This is a genomic window from Bathymodiolus japonicus methanotrophic gill symbiont, from assembly GCF_019721995.1.
Lineage (GTDB): Bacteria > Pseudomonadota > Gammaproteobacteria > Methylococcales > Methylomonadaceae > Methyloprofundus.
On the sequence record NZ_BLYC01000001.1, the window covers coordinates 182,115 to 196,445 of the forward strand.

The 14,331-nt window shown below is 42.4% G+C and carries 21 protein-coding genes and 2 pseudogenes; 13 read left to right on the plus strand and 10 right to left on the minus strand.

The features are described 5' to 3' along the window. The first annotated feature begins 109 nt into the window (after positions 1 to 109). From K6984_RS01135 to K6984_RS01155, 6 genes and pseudogenes are all read left to right on the plus strand, one after another. Positions 110 to 310: a hypothetical protein gene (locus tag K6984_RS01135; RefSeq protein ID WP_221893795.1), complete on the plus strand. Its 201-nt coding sequence runs from the start codon at positions 110 to 112 to the stop codon at positions 308 to 310. A 76-nt stretch (positions 311 to 386) separates the two neighbouring features. Further along, on the plus strand, positions 387 to 545 hold the full coding sequence (locus tag K6984_RS01140; protein ID WP_221893723.1) for a hypothetical protein: 159 nt from the start codon (positions 387 to 389) through the stop codon (positions 543 to 545). A gap of 39 nt (positions 546 to 584) precedes the next feature. Further along, positions 585 to 1,676 (plus strand): transposase, encoded by a 1,092-nt coding sequence (locus K6984_RS01145; RefSeq protein WP_221893722.1) that lies wholly within the window; start codon positions 585 to 587, stop codon positions 1,674 to 1,676. Between the two features lie 172 nt (positions 1,677 to 1,848). Further along, positions 1,849 to 1,974: a hypothetical protein gene (locus tag K6984_RS32135; protein WP_263458613.1), complete on the plus strand. Its 126-nt coding sequence runs from the start codon at positions 1,849 to 1,851 to the stop codon at positions 1,972 to 1,974. A 411-nt stretch (positions 1,975 to 2,385) separates the two neighbouring features. Further along, positions 2,386 to 2,991: pseudogene (locus K6984_RS01150) on the plus strand (transposase); the annotation flags it as partial. A gap of 38 nt (positions 2,992 to 3,029) precedes the next feature. After that, a pseudogene (locus K6984_RS01155) lies at positions 3,030 to 3,290 on the plus strand (IS701 family transposase); the annotation flags it as partial. A 165-nt stretch (positions 3,291 to 3,455) separates the two neighbouring features. Here the strand turns inward: K6984_RS01155 and K6984_RS32140 are convergent. Continuing rightward, positions 3,456 to 3,584, minus strand: a complete 129-nt coding sequence (locus K6984_RS32140) for a hypothetical protein (RefSeq protein ID WP_263458596.1) — start codon at positions 3,582 to 3,584, stop codon at positions 3,456 to 3,458. 47 nt (positions 3,585 to 3,631) lie between these two features. Then, positions 3,632 to 3,871 (minus strand): hypothetical protein, encoded by a 240-nt coding sequence (locus K6984_RS01160; RefSeq protein WP_221893798.1) that lies wholly within the window; start codon positions 3,869 to 3,871, stop codon positions 3,632 to 3,634. On the opposite strand from K6984_RS01160, the gene K6984_RS01165 reads away from it, so the two are divergent. Further along, a complete protein-coding gene (locus tag K6984_RS01165; protein WP_221893799.1) occupies positions 3,828 to 4,022 on the plus strand; it encodes a hypothetical protein in 195 nt (64 codons plus the stop codon). The two genes, K6984_RS01160 and K6984_RS01165, sit on opposite strands and share 44 nt — an antisense overlap. Here the strand turns inward: K6984_RS01165 and K6984_RS01170 are convergent. Next, on the minus strand, positions 4,015 to 5,649 hold the full coding sequence (locus K6984_RS01170) for an alpha-D-glucose phosphate-specific phosphoglucomutase (protein ID WP_221894113.1): 1,635 nt from the start codon (positions 5,647 to 5,649) through the stop codon (positions 4,015 to 4,017). The genes K6984_RS01165 and K6984_RS01170 overlap by 8 nt on opposite strands. A 56-nt stretch (positions 5,650 to 5,705) precedes the next feature. Between K6984_RS01170 and K6984_RS01175 the strand changes: the two genes are divergently transcribed. Together K6984_RS01175 and K6984_RS01180 are read left to right on the plus strand one after the other, a co-directional pair. Continuing rightward, on the plus strand, positions 5,706 to 6,245 hold the full coding sequence (locus tag K6984_RS01175; protein ID WP_221893800.1) for a L,D-transpeptidase family protein: 540 nt from the start codon (positions 5,706 to 5,708) through the stop codon (positions 6,243 to 6,245). A gap of 144 nt (positions 6,246 to 6,389) precedes the next feature. After that, a complete protein-coding gene (locus K6984_RS01180) occupies positions 6,390 to 6,668 on the plus strand; it encodes an Lpp/OprI family alanine-zipper lipoprotein (protein WP_221893801.1) in 279 nt (92 codons plus the stop codon). A 92-nt stretch (positions 6,669 to 6,760) separates the two neighbouring features. On the opposite strand, the gene K6984_RS01185 is transcribed toward K6984_RS01180, so the two are convergent. The 3 genes from K6984_RS01185 to K6984_RS01195 all read right to left on the minus strand — a co-directional run bounded on the left by K6984_RS01185 (position 6,761) and on the right by K6984_RS01195 (position 9,267). Next, positions 6,761 to 7,768 (minus strand): L,D-transpeptidase family protein, encoded by a 1,008-nt coding sequence (locus tag K6984_RS01185; RefSeq protein ID WP_221893802.1) that lies wholly within the window; start codon positions 7,766 to 7,768, stop codon positions 6,761 to 6,763. A gap of 73 nt (positions 7,769 to 7,841) precedes the next feature. After that, complete coding sequence (gene rdgC, locus K6984_RS01190) at positions 7,842 to 8,753, minus strand: recombination-associated protein RdgC (RefSeq protein ID WP_221893803.1); 912 nt, start codon at positions 8,751 to 8,753, stop codon at positions 7,842 to 7,844. A 373-nt stretch (positions 8,754 to 9,126) separates the two neighbouring features. Then, positions 9,127 to 9,267 carry a hypothetical protein gene (locus K6984_RS01195; protein WP_221893804.1) on the minus strand — a complete coding sequence of 47 codons (141 nt, stop codon included), beginning with the start codon at positions 9,265 to 9,267 and terminating at the stop codon, positions 9,127 to 9,129. 12 nt (positions 9,268 to 9,279) lie between these two features. Between K6984_RS01195 and K6984_RS32145 the strand changes: the two genes are divergently transcribed. Further along, positions 9,280 to 9,414, plus strand: a complete 135-nt coding sequence (locus K6984_RS32145) for a hypothetical protein (protein WP_263458614.1) — start codon at positions 9,280 to 9,282, stop codon at positions 9,412 to 9,414. Between the two features lie 38 nt (positions 9,415 to 9,452). On the opposite strand, the gene K6984_RS01200 is transcribed toward K6984_RS32145, so the two are convergent. Both K6984_RS01200 and K6984_RS01205 read right to left on the minus strand, forming a co-directional pair. Further along, positions 9,453 to 9,611 carry a hypothetical protein gene (locus K6984_RS01200; RefSeq protein WP_221893805.1) on the minus strand — a complete coding sequence of 53 codons (159 nt, stop codon included), beginning with the start codon at positions 9,609 to 9,611 and terminating at the stop codon, positions 9,453 to 9,455. Between the two features lie 58 nt (positions 9,612 to 9,669). Next, positions 9,670 to 9,924 carry a hypothetical protein gene (locus K6984_RS01205; RefSeq protein ID WP_221893806.1) on the minus strand — a complete coding sequence of 85 codons (255 nt, stop codon included), beginning with the start codon at positions 9,922 to 9,924 and terminating at the stop codon, positions 9,670 to 9,672. An 877-nt stretch (positions 9,925 to 10,801) separates the two neighbouring features. On the opposite strand from K6984_RS01205, the gene K6984_RS01210 reads away from it, so the two are divergent. The 3 genes from K6984_RS01210 to K6984_RS01220 are packed head-to-tail and all read left to right on the plus strand — an operon-like array spanning position 10,802 to position 12,164. Then, a complete protein-coding gene (locus K6984_RS01210) occupies positions 10,802 to 11,164 on the plus strand; it encodes a hypothetical protein (RefSeq protein ID WP_221893807.1) in 363 nt (120 codons plus the stop codon). 45 nt (positions 11,165 to 11,209) lie between these two features. After that, the gene (locus K6984_RS01215) at positions 11,210 to 11,797 is read left to right on the plus strand and encodes a formyltransferase family protein (RefSeq protein ID WP_221893808.1); all 588 of its coding nucleotides are present in this window, start codon (positions 11,210 to 11,212) and stop codon (positions 11,795 to 11,797) included. A 4-nt stretch (positions 11,798 to 11,801) separates the two neighbouring features. Further along, positions 11,802 to 12,164, plus strand: a complete 363-nt coding sequence (locus K6984_RS01220) for a hypothetical protein (protein WP_221893809.1) — start codon at positions 11,802 to 11,804, stop codon at positions 12,162 to 12,164. A gap of 126 nt (positions 12,165 to 12,290) precedes the next feature. On the opposite strand, the gene K6984_RS01225 is transcribed toward K6984_RS01220, so the two are convergent. Both K6984_RS01225 and K6984_RS01230 read right to left on the minus strand, forming a co-directional pair. Then, entirely contained in the window at positions 12,291 to 12,485 is a 195-nt protein-coding gene (locus tag K6984_RS01225) for a hypothetical protein (protein ID WP_221893810.1), read from the minus strand. A gap of 368 nt (positions 12,486 to 12,853) precedes the next feature. Further along, a complete protein-coding gene (locus tag K6984_RS01230) occupies positions 12,854 to 14,152 on the minus strand; it encodes a dicarboxylate/amino acid:cation symporter (protein ID WP_221893811.1) in 1,299 nt (432 codons plus the stop codon). Positions 14,153 to 14,331: the final 179 nt, after the last annotated feature.

Sequence of the window (14,331 nt, forward strand, 5' to 3'; positions counted from 1 at the left end):
CTTACAAAACTGGCAAGTTAACGGAGGAGTAGAGGCCGATAGAAGGTCGGATGCCATACGCCCATCTCCTAATAATAAATTAAGCGAATATGAGCAACTTGCTATTTTAATGACCTGTAATGAGGACGAGTATGCCAATTTACCACCGAGTCAAATCGTCCCTATCCTGGCAGACAAAGGCATCTACATTGCCTCCGAATCATCATTTTATCGAGTGTTGCATAAAGCAGAACAAGTCACACATAGAGGGCGGGCTAAAGAGCGCAAAAACACCTCCAAACCAGCGAGTTATAGACTTTCAGAAAATTAATTTCCGAACAAACAAAAACGACAGAGGGGAAACTGGCTTATAATTTTCGTCCCAACACTAACGGAAACAGTCAAAAATGGTATCCCTCACTTTTTCAAAGTCAATTGTAGACCGACTAAAAAAAAATATGGCGACAGCTCTCAAGCTAAGTAATATTTGTTTATATCGATTAACTCAAGCTCTACTCTGGTTCAGTGAATGCATGGGAATCAAAGAAATAGCACGCCTAATGTGAGTCTGTGAAAAAACCATTATAAATTGGCTGAAAACATTCATGCATAAAGGTGTCGGTTGGTTAATAGGGCAACACTATCAAGGACGTGGTCGGAAGTCAAAGTTAACTAAAGACCAGAAAAATAAATTGGTTGAGTTGATAAAGAAAGGCCCAGAAGACAATGGATTTCATTGTGGAATATGGAATACTGCGATGATTGCCGAGCTTATTTGGTTAAAATTTGAAGTTCGTTATAACTTGAACTATTTATCAAGCCTAATGAAAAAACTGGGCTTCAGTTATCAAAAAGCTCGTTTTGTGACTGATCGCCAAGAAGAAGAAAAGTACGAGCTTGAAAGAAAAACGTGGCTGGAAGAAACATTGCCTGCCATTATGGAAAAGGCGGTAGAAGAAAAGAGTGTCGTTTTATTCGGTGATGAGGTGTCATTTGCTATGTGGGGTTCATTGGCACGAACCTGGGCTCCAATAGGAGAGCAACCCACAGTGAAAACATCAGGGATTCGAAAAGGGTTGAAAATGTTTGGTACGATCGAACTCGAAGGAGGGAGTTTTCAATACCGAGAATCATTGGCTTATGAGATAAAACCAAAGTCACTTAGACTTTTAAAAGAAGCTGGGCTGCCTCAAGAATTTTTAGCTATTCTTAAAAGCTTAAAAAATGAGAAATATCCAACACAGAAGCTTTTTATGGAAGCGATATATTCTATTGCCGACAACGTCTTAATCGAGAGTTATAAGCCAATGATATTACAACACGCTGAAACATCTGGGCGTTTTAATGGTGAAAGCTATGTTGAGTTTTTAACACAATTGCTGGCTTATTATAAAGGCAAGATTATTCTAATTGAAGATGGTGCCCCGTATCATGGAAGCGGTGTTATTAAGGAATTTAAGTTAGCTAATGTAGATCGTTTGACAGTAGAACGTCTCCCTGCGTTCTCGCCGGATTTTAATCCGATTGAGAAATTATGGAAAAATACGAAACGCGATTCGACTCATATGAAGTATTTTAAAACTTTTGAAGATCTTCATGATTCAGTTGTGCAAACTTTTAACACTTATATGCATGATGCCAGTAAAGTGATTTGTGTTATGCAAAAATTGCGGGAAGATTTCGTTGTTACCGCCTAAGTTTAAGCGCTCCAAATTTGGAAATTATTTATCTGAGAAACTATATATCGCAGAAAAAGCGAACCAGGTATGGACGTGGGATATCAGCTACATGCCAACACCCCAGGCGCGCCATGCTACCTCACAACATTCTGGGACTCCTGTCACCAACATTCATTCGCCTACGCAGCGAATGGGAGATGCCCTGGTCGCCCTGCGTCCGTCTCAACTACGCACAAAACCCTGCTCAGTTAAGACTACCTCAAATGGCTGGACGGCTATTCGGAATGCAATTCTTGCCTCCCTCGCGCGCTACTAGCGCACTTCGGATCAGCGAATTGCCCTGTCGCCTACCAGGGACTAAAAATCATCACTCCGCTTAGGCTCCGTTTCCCTGATTTTAACCCATCTTCGTCACTTTCATCTTTCTAAGCCATTGATTCATCGGTTTAAGCGATTTTTTGTCGAGAAATTCTCTTTAAAATCAATGGTGTTTTTTTTGAAAGTTTTGTAGTGCCATTTATATTATTTTTGTCGATAAATTCATTGACTTTTGTCAAAAAAATCATCATTATTTGAGTGTAATTTACATGCGACAAAAATACTCTAAAAAATCCAACGTTTTATACAAAAACACAAAATATGTAGTGCCAACTGGCTACTTTTTAAAATTTCAACCAATTGATTTATAACAACTACATCATCAATAGTGACGAAGATGGGTTAAGCGATCGTGGGTCAGTTCTACTATTTATATATGATAGAGGACATTTATAGCCGAAAAATAGTCGGGGCTGAAGTGTATGAACAAGAAAGTGGCGAAGATGCCGCTACACTACTTGAGCGTAGCCTATTAAAGGAAAAAATGATGTATAACCCATTGGTGCTCCATTCTGATAATGGCGCACCAATGAAATCACTCACCTTGCGCAGCAAAATGTATGATTTAAACTTAACCAGCTCATACAGCCGCCCACGAGTGAGTAATGACAACTCTTATTCTGAAGCTTTGTTTAGAACGGTAAAGTATTGTCCTGACTGGCCTGGCAGTGGCTTTGATAGTCTTGATGAAGCCCGGGAATGGGTAGGTAACTTTGTCGAATGGTATAACAACGAGCACCGGCACAGCAAAATAAAATTCGTCACACCTGCGGAACGACATGAAGGAAAAGACAAAAATATTCTTGAAATGCGAGATAAATTATATCTCCAGAAGAAAAAAGAAAAAAGAAAAAAGAAAAAAGAAAAACCTTCCAGATGGTCTGGCTCAACCAGAAACTGGGATGCTACAGGGCCAGTTCCATTAAATCCTGACAGGACTGATGAGGCGGCTTAAATAATTTAGGCGAAAACTATCTTGAAAAACACCGCGGGGGGGCTTTCATGGCTTCTTCAACTTTGCCGTGGGCTGGGCTGTGGAAAACTATCTGGGAGCTGATTCCGTCTCCTGAAACAGATGGGCGCATATTGGTTGCACTGGATGACTCCATTATCACTAAAGTAGGCAAAAATATCTTCGGCTGTGAAGCCATTTTTGACCACGCGGCCAAATCGAATCAAAGCAAATATCCATGGGCACAAAATATTGTGTCGGTAGGGTTGCTGAAACAGGTCAAAGGTCGCTGGGCGTGCTTATTTTTAGATTTCCAATCGCTGAAAATCAGGGAAACGGAGCCTAAGCGAAGTGATGATTTTTAGTCCGCGATAGCCGTAGGGCCGTTATTTTGTCGGAGTCTGAGCGTTAGCGAAGGTGGCGACAAAATAAAAGGCCATCCGACACGGCGTCAAGTCATTTGGAGCCTATGTTCCGACCCCTTGTTGGGTCGGGACGAGGTGACGAGGACGAATCGGGGCCGCCGGAGGCATAAGTGGTCGCGTTAAGTTTTTGCTGCTTGCTTGGGCTGGGATGCCCAAAACAAGCTTTCGCAAAAATAGCGACTCCCCGACTTCATTAAATATCAGCGTAGCTGAATTAGCTAAGACCGAAAATATTCCTTACGGAACGCTATATACGTGGAAGAAAACTTACGCTGAAAATCATGGAAACGGAGCTTAGCGAAGTGGTGATTTTTAGTCCCTGATAGGCGACAGGGCAATTCGCTGATTCGACGTGTGCTAGCAGCACGCGAATAGCCGTCCAGCCAGTGAGGTAGTAATGACGAAGCGGCTTTTGTGCGTAGTCGTTGCGGACGCAGGGCGTTCAGGGCATCTCCCATCCGCTGCGTAGGTGAACGAATTATGGCGACAGGAGTCCCGGAATTTCGTGAGGTAGCATGGCGCGCCTGGCAAACCTGTCAGGTCTTTTGCTACCGAAAAAGCCCCGCTAGAATTGCTAAGCCCGTGTGCTTAGTCGTTATATTTAAGTGATCACTGTAGGCTCAGTACGCCCAGCACGTTTTTTAACTTCACAAAACTGCTCGGCTAGAGTAATTAATTCCGCTAGTGCATCTTGTGGATCCTGCGCATGCTTGCTGGCATCGGCTTCGTGTTTTTCTAAATAAATACGCAGAGTTGCTCCCACTGTTCCAGTACCGGATAGGCGGAAAATAATACGTGAGTCATCAGCAAAGCCTATGCGTATGCCTTGCTGATTACTAATGCTATTATCAACTGGGTCGGTATAACTGAATTCATCGGCATATTCTACGGTATAAGAGCCAAACGTTTGTCCTGCCAGGGTTTCTATTTGTTCGCGTAAATGATCCATAATGCCGTTAGCAATAGCTGTATCTACCGCTTCATAATCATGGCGACAATAGATATCGCGGCCGTAGGTTTTCCAGTGCTCGGTCACAATTTGGCTAACGGGCTGTGCTTTTTTAGCCAGAATATTCAACCAGAATAACACGGCCCATAAGCCATCTTTTTCACGTACATGACTGGAGCCTGTACCAAAGCTTTCTTCGCCGCAAAGTGTGATTTTACCGGCATCCAATAAATTACCGAAAAACTTCCAGCCAGTAGGGGTTTCAAAGCAGGGTAGGTTCATGGCCTTGGCAACCCGGTCTACAGCCTGACTAGTCGGCATGGAACGGGCTACACCACTAATGCCATCGGCGTAACCTGGGGCAAGCTGTGCGTTGGCAGCCAGAATAGCCAGACTGTCACTAGGCGTAACAAAGATATTGTTACCTAGAATCATGTTTCTGTCGCCATCACCATCAGAGGCTGCAGCAAAGTCAGGTGCAGCAGCGCTAAACATCAATTCAGCCAGTTCTTTTGCATGCGCCAGATTTGGGTCAGGGTGATGACCACCAAAATCTTCCAGTGGCGTTGCATTGATTACTGAGCCGGCGGGAGCGCCTAGAATATCTTCTAATATGCGCGTGGCATAGGGGCCGGTTATGGCATGCATTGCATCGAAACGCAGGCTTAATTTCCCTGAACTGATGACTCGTCTAAGAAAATTAAAATCAAACAGTGAAGCCATTAACTCGGCGTAATCATCAACCGGGTCAAAAATACGGATTGTTAGTTGATCTATAGTTTGCTCGCCTACGGTATCAAGGTTGACATCAGGAATATAGGCGATTTGAAAGGTTGTGATATTTTTGCTGAACTCATAAAAAGCATTGGTATAGTTTTCGGGTGCTGGCCCGCCATTGCTGATATTATACTTGATGCCGAAATCTTCATCAGGTCCGCCGGGGTTATGGCTGGCAGATAGAATTAATCCGCCTAGAGCCCGATACTTTCTGATCAGATGTGAAGCAGCAGGTGTTGATAACAGTCCACCCTGGCCGATGATGAAATCTGTAAAGCCATTTGCAGCCGCAATTTTTATGATAATCTGCGTTGCTTCGCGATTAAAATAACGTCCGTCGCCACCGATAACCAGGGTTTTGTTGTCACTTTCTTCCAGTGATGAGAAAATTGCCTGGACAAAGTTTGCCAGGTAATGAGGCTTCTGAAATACTTTAACCTTTTTTCTTAAACCGGATGTGCCTGGTTTTTGATCAGAATAAGCTTGAGTTTGAACTGTTTGTATTTGCATAATAAATAAACCTGTACGATGGATTTCAGCTTGGGATTTTAACATTATAGTCATCTATGCGATATTTCATTTTTTTATTCCTGCTTTTTTTTGCCTCTCTCAGTATTGCGGATGAAGCCGTCTGGTTACTAGTCGATACGCAGAAAAAAGTTATTCTGGTTAAACGGGGAGAGCTGACTGTGGCAAGTTTTGATGGAATTTCTATAGGCCGGAAAGGCGCAATGTATAAGCAAAAGTCAGGGGATGATATTACCCCGCTGGGGAATTATAAAATTGCCTATATTAACGATCAGAGTCAATTCAGGACGTTTTTTGGCCTGGACTACCCGTCAGTATACGATGCTGAATTAGCCATTCTGGATAAGCGGATTTCTGTCCCGCAATTTCAGGAAATTAAGCAGGCGCATGCTGATAATCGCTTGCCACCGCAAAATACTGCCTTAGGGGGATATATCGGGATACATGGAATAGGTCGGGGAAATCAAAGTCTACATAGTGTTTTTGACTGGACTCAGGGCTGTGTTGCTTTGTCTAATCGGCAAATTGATCAACTGGCAAAGTGGGTTTATAAAGGGATGCGGGTGCAAATAAAATAATTTGGCAAACATTTTAAAACAAGATAAAATCATTCCTATACATGTTGACAGCATTGTATTTTGTCTACCTAAGCTTTGAGTGTACTTTTTAGTTTATGTTCTTAACAGTTAGGTTTTGGTTTTATTTTATAAGGAATAGCGCAAATGATTAAATTATTAAAAGTTTCTGCAGTAATATTAGGTACAAGTTTAGCTATAGGTTGTGCAAGCACGGGTGACCTTGAAAAATTACAAGCGGATGTTGATAGCCTGAAAGCTCAAACTGCTGCTATTTCAGCTAAAGCTGATAGCGCAGCGAGTGATGCTAAAGCAGCAGCAGATAATGCTTTAGCAGCAACAGCAGCAGCTAACCGTGCGGCAGATTCAGCAGCTGAAACAAATCATAAATTAGATCGCATGCTGAACAAAGCAATGATGAAATAATTGCTTTGTTATAAGCGATTACGCTTATACGAAAAAGCCAGCTAGCTTTTAAAGTTAGCTGGCTTTTTTTGCCTTAATTATTGCAAGGGCGTTTATTCATCGTCGATAGCATCCGTGGTTTGCAGATTGGATGGCTCCCGGGTAAATATCTTCACCGGAAGCCCTTGTCGATCTGCCAAAGCACTACTTAGTGCGCTACCGTCTAGAATAGGCAATACGTCATTATTGGCACGCTCAATTAAGTCCAGGGCAATATCTAGTAAGTTATCTGTCTGATGATTTTCCAGAGGAGGGTGGGCTTCAATATATAAGTCATCACCAGACCAGCCAACTTTAACCGCCTGGTTAACGATTGTGACTGGGTCACCGACCTTGATGCTGGGGAATAGTCTACTAATATCTTCAGGGTACATGCGGATGCAACCATGGCTTACACGCAGGCCGACACCATAGGGTTTATTGGTGCTGTGGATAAGATAGCCGGGAATACCCAGGCGCATGGCAAATAAACCTAATGGGTTATTTGGGCCAGCAGGTACAACATCTGGCAAGGGGTCGCCTTTCGCTGCATGTTCTTTTTTTATCGACTCCGGCGGTGTCCAGGTTGGATTTTCCTTTTTCTGTACTATTTGGGTCTGACCTAAAGGTGTTTCCCAGTCTTGCCGACCGATGCTAATGGGATGAGTGATAACAGTGGGGGGCTTGTCTTTTTCAGGCTTGGGAAAGTAATACAGCCTGAACTCAGGTAAATTGAGCACCAGACCAGTACGCGGCGCATCAGGCAGCAGGCGCTCACTTTGCAGCTGAATTTTTGTACCAGCTCCTGGCAACCAGCGGTCAACATCAGGGTTTAAGCGAATAATTTCATTCTGACCCAGGTCAAAGCGGCGGGCAATATCGAGTAAATCCTCGTCCTTACTGGCAATAGTCTGTTTATTAGCGCCCTCGGAAAATTCCCGAATCAGGCTATCCTGTGGACTTTTGGGTAAAAGAAAGGATATTGCCTGCGCATTTTGACTGCTCAGAATGATGATACTGGCTAGTACCGCAGCTAATTTACGTTGCGGGATAAAGATGTTTTTAAGTTGCTGAATTAACATTACTGTGCATTCATTTATCCATATATAAAATAGGTGCTGCACTAGCAAAGCAATTGTAGCGCAGTTGAATTAGTTATTTACTATCATTTTCGCCGCCAAAAATCTCCAGCAAGCGTGGCAGGAAGCTACTCAATTCTTGTGACATAATCGTAAAGTCCACATCAAACTGCTCTTCGGCAGAGCCAGTTTCTGTATCTGCTACTTGATCCTGTATCAGATCTAAAAATTTCAGGCGTTTCATGGATAGATTTTCATCAACAATGAATGATAAACGATCAGACCAGCTAATAGCCAGCTTAATAACCTGTTTGCCGGTATCCAGGTGATTTTTTATTTCAGACGCAGCAAGATCTTGACGCTTGCAGCGTATGATGCCGCCTGATTCTTCGGGTGCACGTAATTCACATTCATCTTCAATCAGTACATCGGCTGGTGAGTTATTTTGTATTAACCATTGCGTCATAGTACTGACCGGTTTTTCTTTAGTACTTATTGGCACTAGTGGTAATGAACCCAGGTTTTTGCGTAAAAAGCTGATCAGCTCCTCGGCTTTTTTTGCCGATGCGGCATCAACGATTAACCAGCCTCCTTTTGGGTCTATGTAGGCAAAGGTTTTTTTGGAAAATGAAAAAGCACGTGGCAAGAGCTCGAAAATAATTTGATCTTTTAGTTCGGTGCGCTCTTTTTTGGATAGCTTACGCGCTTCCTGGTCTTCTTTTTCAGTGATTTTTTCTGCAGTCATTTCGTTAATCACGCTGCTTGGAAGCACCTTTTCTTCTTTTGTCGCGCATAACATGATAAAGCCATTTGCCTGGTGTATAAGTTGGTCTGAACCACGACCTAACGGGGCAGTCCAGCCATAACTGAATACTTCAGTGGGTGAACAAGGTTTGAAGCGAAAGTTTTGCAGTTTTTCCTCTAGTTCTGCAGGTGTTTGAGTAAAGGCTTCTGTTAAACGGTAAATAGCGATATTTTTAAACCACATGTTTAGATTTTTTAAATTTAATAAGATGATTGGTTAAGGGTATTGTTCGATTAATGCTTGCTGGATATCTTGTTCAGATGTTTTTTCAGGGTGAGTAAAGCCCTTATACCTACTACTTTGGAGTAGGCTGGGCATTATCGCAAAAATCGCAGGAATTATCGATCATTAATATGTTATCGTGACTCTATTTTATTTAAACACAGATTAGTTATTTAATGACAGAGCAAACTGGATTTAATCTCTTAGGCAATAATAAGACGCAGATTTTAATTCTGGGTAGCATGCCCAGTGTTGTCTCTATAGCGAAGCAGCAATACTATGCTCATCCGCGTAATGCATTCTGGCGAATTATGGCTGCACTGTTTAATGATAATCAGCCTATCGCTGTCAGCCCCGGACGGGCTGATAGTCTCCAGAAGGCGCAGGGAAATTTGCCAATCCGAAGTGCGCGATAGCGCGCGAGGGAGGCTAAAATTTTATCCCGAATAGCCGTAGAGCCATTTGTGGTAGCCATGACTGAGCTGCTTTGTGCTCAGTCTGTGGCGGACGCAGGGCGGCTGGAGCATCTCCTATTCGCTGCGTAGGTGAACGAATTACGGCGACAGGAGTCCCGGAATTTCGTGAGGTAGCATGGCGCGCCTGTGCTTACCCGCCAGGCTAATAAGATTCTGGAGGCTCAGGGTATTGCTATCTGTGACATCAGTGTTCCCCTATCAATTGAGGCCGTGAAACTAACCTCGCCACAAGAGAGCTCATAAAGCACTGTAAAGACATTCCTGTTATTATTGCGTTTTGAACTGCTCGAATGGTATACGAGCTGATACGAGATATTCTTGCCTGGAAAAATAATGGATTCACAAAACGATCTCGTTTTTGAGCCTGTTGCTGCCTTATCTCCAGAGCCTCGCTATATTTTTTATCCGATGGATGAATCAGTATGATCTCGTAACACAGGTATTTCTTGATGTCTCTGAGTTCCGTTTGTCACCAGACAAAGAAATCTGAGCAACCCACTTCTGAGATTCAACGCGTAAATCCCCCCGGCCGCATAAACTTTCCCCCGCTGAAAATCATGGAAACGGAGCTTAGCGAAGTGGTGATTTTTAGTCCCTGATAGGCGACAGGGAAATTCGCTGATTCGACGTGTGCTAGCTGCACGCGAGAGGAGCAAGAATTGCATTCCGAATAGCCGTCCAGCCAGTGAGGTAGTAATGACGAAGCGGCTTTTGTGCGTAGTCGTTGCGGACGCAGGGCGTTCAGGGCATCTCCCATCCGCTGCGTAGGTGAATGAATTATGGCGACAGGAGTCCCGGAATTTCGTGAGGTAGCATGGCGCGCCTGCGACTACACTGATACAGCATAATAACCCAAGGCGAATAAAGTCGATATCCTTCAGCTCTGGGCATGAACGAGCCCACAAAGGATGGCGCTCTGCTAACAGGGCACGTTCCATACTTTCATTGCAGTGTTGGTGAATATGTTCAGAGAGTGGTAGGTCTTTAAGCATGGGTGATATCCGTTTATGAGGTGATTAAGACGGAAATTTTTAGAAGAATCTTTTCGGGAAATGCAAGCTTTATTTGAAATTATTTGTTGTTTTTTTACGGTGCCTACAGAGTATCTATTTGCTGTTATAAGTGATTAAAATCAAAAAGATGGAAATATTCGAGTGGTGCTACCTTCAGGTAGGATATAGGCTGCTTTGTTTAGCCCATCTTCGTCACTTTCATCTTTCTAAGCCATTGATTCATCGGTTTAAGCGATTTTTTGTCGAAAAATTCTCTTTAAAATCAATGGTGTTTTTTTTGAAAGTTTTGTAGTGCCATTTATATTATTTTTGTTGATAAATTCATTGACTTTTGTCAAAAAAATCATCATTATTTGAGTGTAATTTACATGCGACAAAAATACTCTAAAAAATCCAACGTTTTATACAAAAACACAAAATCTGTAGTGCCAACTAGCTACTTTTTAAAATTTCAACCAATTGATTTATAACAACTACATCATCAATAGTGACGAAGATGGGTTAGGTACTTCTTCTTTCAATGGGAACACTGATGATCTGGGATGTGTTAAAATCCTGTGCCAGACAAGGCAGCCTGGATTCTGCAATCGAGGAAAGCAGTATAGAAATAAATGATTTTACCAGTTTGTTTAATTCGTTTGGCAACATTAAACAGGTGTTTTTTAATGGTGCTACGGCGCAAGCATTGTATAAAAAACATGTTTATCCTGATTTTCCTGCTATGTATAAGGCGCTTAACTACACAAAATTACCCTCTACCAGTCCTGCCTATGCGGCTATGCCTTATCAAGATAAATTGGCTGCTTGGTCAGTACTGAAGCCATTATGTAGAGCGGACTTCAGTCCGCCAGCGCACTGTGAAACTGTAAAGGTGGACGGGTAACAATTATATGCAATACGATAATTAATAAAGACGAATGAGTATCAGATGAAAATAAGTTTTCTAGCTTCACATGGTGGCAGTTCTGCCAGGCAAATTATTGCTGCAATTCAAACGCAAAAATTAACTGGCTTTGAGATTGGTCTTTTAATCACTAACAATAAGAACACGGCTATTTATCCATGGTGTCTGGAGCATGGCATCGAAGTTGTACATATTAGCGGAGAGACGCATCCTGATAATGAAGACCGGGCGATCAAACAGGCTTTGCTTGCTGTAGGCACAGATATAGTCGTGTTATCAGGGTATATGAAAAAAATTGGCTGTGCAACGCTGGCTGCGTTTAATAATAAAATTTTAAATATCCATCCTTCATTATTGCCCAGGCATGGCGGACATAAAATGTACGGTGATTTTGTGCATGCTGCAGTCTTATCGGCAGGGGATAAGGAGAGCGGGGCATCGGTGCAGGTTATTAACGAGGTGTACGATGCAGGTCCCGTACTGTTGCAAAAGACAGTACCTGTTCTGGAAGATGATACCATTGCTACTCTAGGAGCTAGGGTACGCTCTGTAGAAGCTGAGCTATATATTAATGCACTGCAAAAGTGGCAGGCAAATAATTTTAAAATCTGAAGTTATGCACGATAAGCAAAGAACTGTAGCGCGGATCACTGATTCGCTGGTTAGTCTGGGAAAGAGTAAGCGCTTAGCGGCTATGCGCAAGTCTCAGCAAGTGGAGCTGGAAAAGACACTGCAATCAGCTAAGCCTTTTAGCGGTAAAAAAGCACAGCAGATAAGTCAGGCCAGAGAGAATATCGAGCAAAAAATAGCAGAAATTAAATCAGCTTTACCTGCGGGCAAGCAGAGTAAATTATTTGCATTACGTTATGGATCAGAGCAGAAAATAATTCAATTAAGCGTGCAGCAATTGTATGTGCTATTGAAAATTAAACAAGAATTAGCTATCGAAATAAGAGATGTAAAGTATCGAAAGGAATGATAGCAGGGGGGGGGGTGTAGCGTTTTTTCAGATAGGAAAACTACCTTAATGCAAGCATTAAGGTAGCCGCTATCCTTAAACTGGAATATGAAATAAACCAGTTATTGAATTAGACTCGAAAAGAGCTTATTCAACAAAGATGTTTTGAGTAGCTAATCTTTTTGCATTCGCAGCTTCGAATGCAGCCTGAGTGCTTTCAGTAGGAGCTGATTGCATACCTAGATGCTCAGTTTCTCTACCTTTTAGGATTAAAACACCTACGACAGCGATTAAAATGATGCCACCGATATACAGTTTTGAATTATCTTTTTCTTCAGCCATTCGAATTTCCTCGTTATTATTTTTATAAAAATATTGTGCTTTGCACATTTAAGACGCATCGTTTCTTATGCGCCTCGTGTATGTCGGAGCAATTTACTCTAAATCGACGGTGTATTTTTATCATAATTAATTGTGTCGTGTCAAAACAATTATTTGGCTAAGGAATTTACCAGGCAATAATTCAATATATCTCATTGATAATAAAGAGATCTGATTTTTCAGTAAGCAGTATTTTTTTTACTTTGCGGGGCACTGAGAGAGCCTATATTTTTCGGGGATTAGGCGTAAAATCGTAGCTATAACAGAGCTAACTTTTTATAGCTTTGCACAAGAAAGCAACGCACTAAAAATATTTATTGTGAGTTGCCTTACCTTGCTCTATGCGGTAAATGTAATTCAGCAATCATGCCTGCCTCAGGGTCGTTAAAAATTGCATCATCAAGCGTATTTTCACCGCGTGCTACGATACAGGTCACAGTTGCATCACCGGTTATATTAACTACCGTGCGTAACATATCTAACAAGCGATCTACACCGAGTATCAAACCGATACCTTCTACAGGTAGCCCTACCTGGTTAAACACCATCGCGAGCATAATAAGGCCTACGCCTGGCACGCCGGCGGTACCAATAGAAGCCAGAATGGACATGCCGATAATTGTAATATATTGAGTGAGTCCCAGATCAATCTGGTAGACATTGGCAATAAATACAGTGGCAACACCCTGCATAATAGCGGTGCCATCCATATTAATAGTTGCGCCTAAAGGTACGGTAAAAGCTGCAGTGGTGTTATTAACCCCAATACGCTTTTCCAGCGCTTGCAGGGTCACTGGAATGGTGGCATTGGAACTTGCGGTACTAAAAGCAAAAATGTGCGCGGGGCGCATTTTTCTGAAAAAAATCAATGGATTAAGCTTGGCAAAAAAACTCAGAAATAAGGGGAATGTGCCCAGCGCATGCAATAACAAGCATAAAATGACAACGGAAAAATAACCTATCATCGGCACAATCAAGGCAAAGCCCTGCTCGGAAAATGTCTTGGTCATTAGGCAAAAGACACCGATCGGAGCAAAGTCCATGACCAGGGTTACGACCTGCATCATCACTTCGTTTAATTTTTCGGCAGTGTCGGCCAGTTGCCTGCCTATATCACCTGTCATCAGCATGGCAATCGCAAACAGGATAACAAAAAAGATAATTTGTAACATATTGCCCTGGGCAAATGCTTCAACAGGGTTGCCGGGAATGATATTAATAAACACATCCGTAATCGGTGGTGAAGCCTTGGCAACAAACTCGGTAGTTTGTTGCTGCTGAGTAAAATCTTTACCGGGTGCCACGGTAATCGCGACGGCTAACGCCAGAGTTATTGCAATGCCTGTGGTCAGTATATAAAGCAGCATGGATTTTAAGCCTATCCGTCCCAGTGCACTGATATCGCCTATACCACAGACGCCACATATTAAGGAGAAGGTAACCAGTGGCACGACCAGCATTTTGAGGGCATTAATAAAAGCTGAGCCAATAACGTGGAATAGACCATGCACAAAATAGTTTTGAATAATCGCTTGATCCGGAGCAAAGATATTGATTAGGCTGCCTAATATCAGTCCCAGGCTCATCGCGATTAAGATTTTAGTGGTCAATGATATTTTTTTGCTCATTTTTAAGTCATGCCGTTAGATTGAAAATGGTTGGGCCAAGCTAATTCCACGTGTGATTCATTGTAACCTGCAGGAGTACAATTGCTTTAGCTATTGCTGTCACTATCACTAAAAAAAGCTAAAGCTTTTTTACTCCTTCCTGGGATTTAAAGTGGACACCCGGCTACTATGCTGTATTA

Coding starts and splice junctions, on each gene's coding strand:
- K6984_RS01135 (WP_221893795.1), top strand. CDS start 110: ATGACCTGTAATGAGGACGAGTATGCCAATTTACCACCGAGTCAAATC.
- K6984_RS01140 (WP_221893723.1), top strand. CDS start 387: ATGGTATCCCTCACTTTTTCAAAGTCAATTGTAGACCGACTAAAAAAA.
- K6984_RS01145 (WP_221893722.1), top strand. CDS start 585: ATGCATAAAGGTGTCGGTTGGTTAATAGGGCAACACTATCAAGGACGT.
- K6984_RS32135 (WP_263458613.1), top strand. CDS start 1,849: ATGGGAGATGCCCTGGTCGCCCTGCGTCCGTCTCAACTACGCACAAAA.
- K6984_RS01160 (WP_221893798.1), bottom strand. CDS start 3,871: ATGGGAGATGCCCTGAACGCCCTGCGTCCGCAACGACTACGCACAAAA.
- K6984_RS01170 (WP_221894113.1), bottom strand. CDS start 5,649: ATGCAAATACAAACAGTTCAAACTCAAGCTTATTCTGATCAAAAACCA.
- K6984_RS01175 (WP_221893800.1), top strand. CDS start 5,706: ATGCGATATTTCATTTTTTTATTCCTGCTTTTTTTTGCCTCTCTCAGT.
- K6984_RS01180 (WP_221893801.1), top strand. CDS start 6,390: ATGATTAAATTATTAAAAGTTTCTGCAGTAATATTAGGTACAAGTTTA.
- K6984_RS01185 (WP_221893802.1), bottom strand. CDS start 7,768: ATGTTAATTCAGCAACTTAAAAACATCTTTATCCCGCAACGTAAATTA.
- rdgC (WP_221893803.1), bottom strand. CDS start 8,753: ATGTGGTTTAAAAATATCGCTATTTACCGTTTAACAGAAGCCTTTACT.
- K6984_RS01195 (WP_221893804.1), bottom strand. CDS start 9,267: ATGGCTACCACAAATGGCTCTACGGCTATTCGGGATAAAATTTTAGCC.
- K6984_RS01210 (WP_221893807.1), top strand. CDS start 10,802: ATGGGAACACTGATGATCTGGGATGTGTTAAAATCCTGTGCCAGACAA.
- K6984_RS01215 (WP_221893808.1), top strand. CDS start 11,210: ATGAAAATAAGTTTTCTAGCTTCACATGGTGGCAGTTCTGCCAGGCAA.
- K6984_RS01220 (WP_221893809.1), top strand. CDS start 11,802: ATGCACGATAAGCAAAGAACTGTAGCGCGGATCACTGATTCGCTGGTT.
- K6984_RS01225 (WP_221893810.1), bottom strand. CDS start 12,485: ATGGCTGAAGAAAAAGATAATTCAAAACTGTATATCGGTGGCATCATT.
- K6984_RS01230 (WP_221893811.1), bottom strand. CDS start 14,152: ATGAGCAAAAAAATATCATTGACCACTAAAATCTTAATCGCGATGAGC.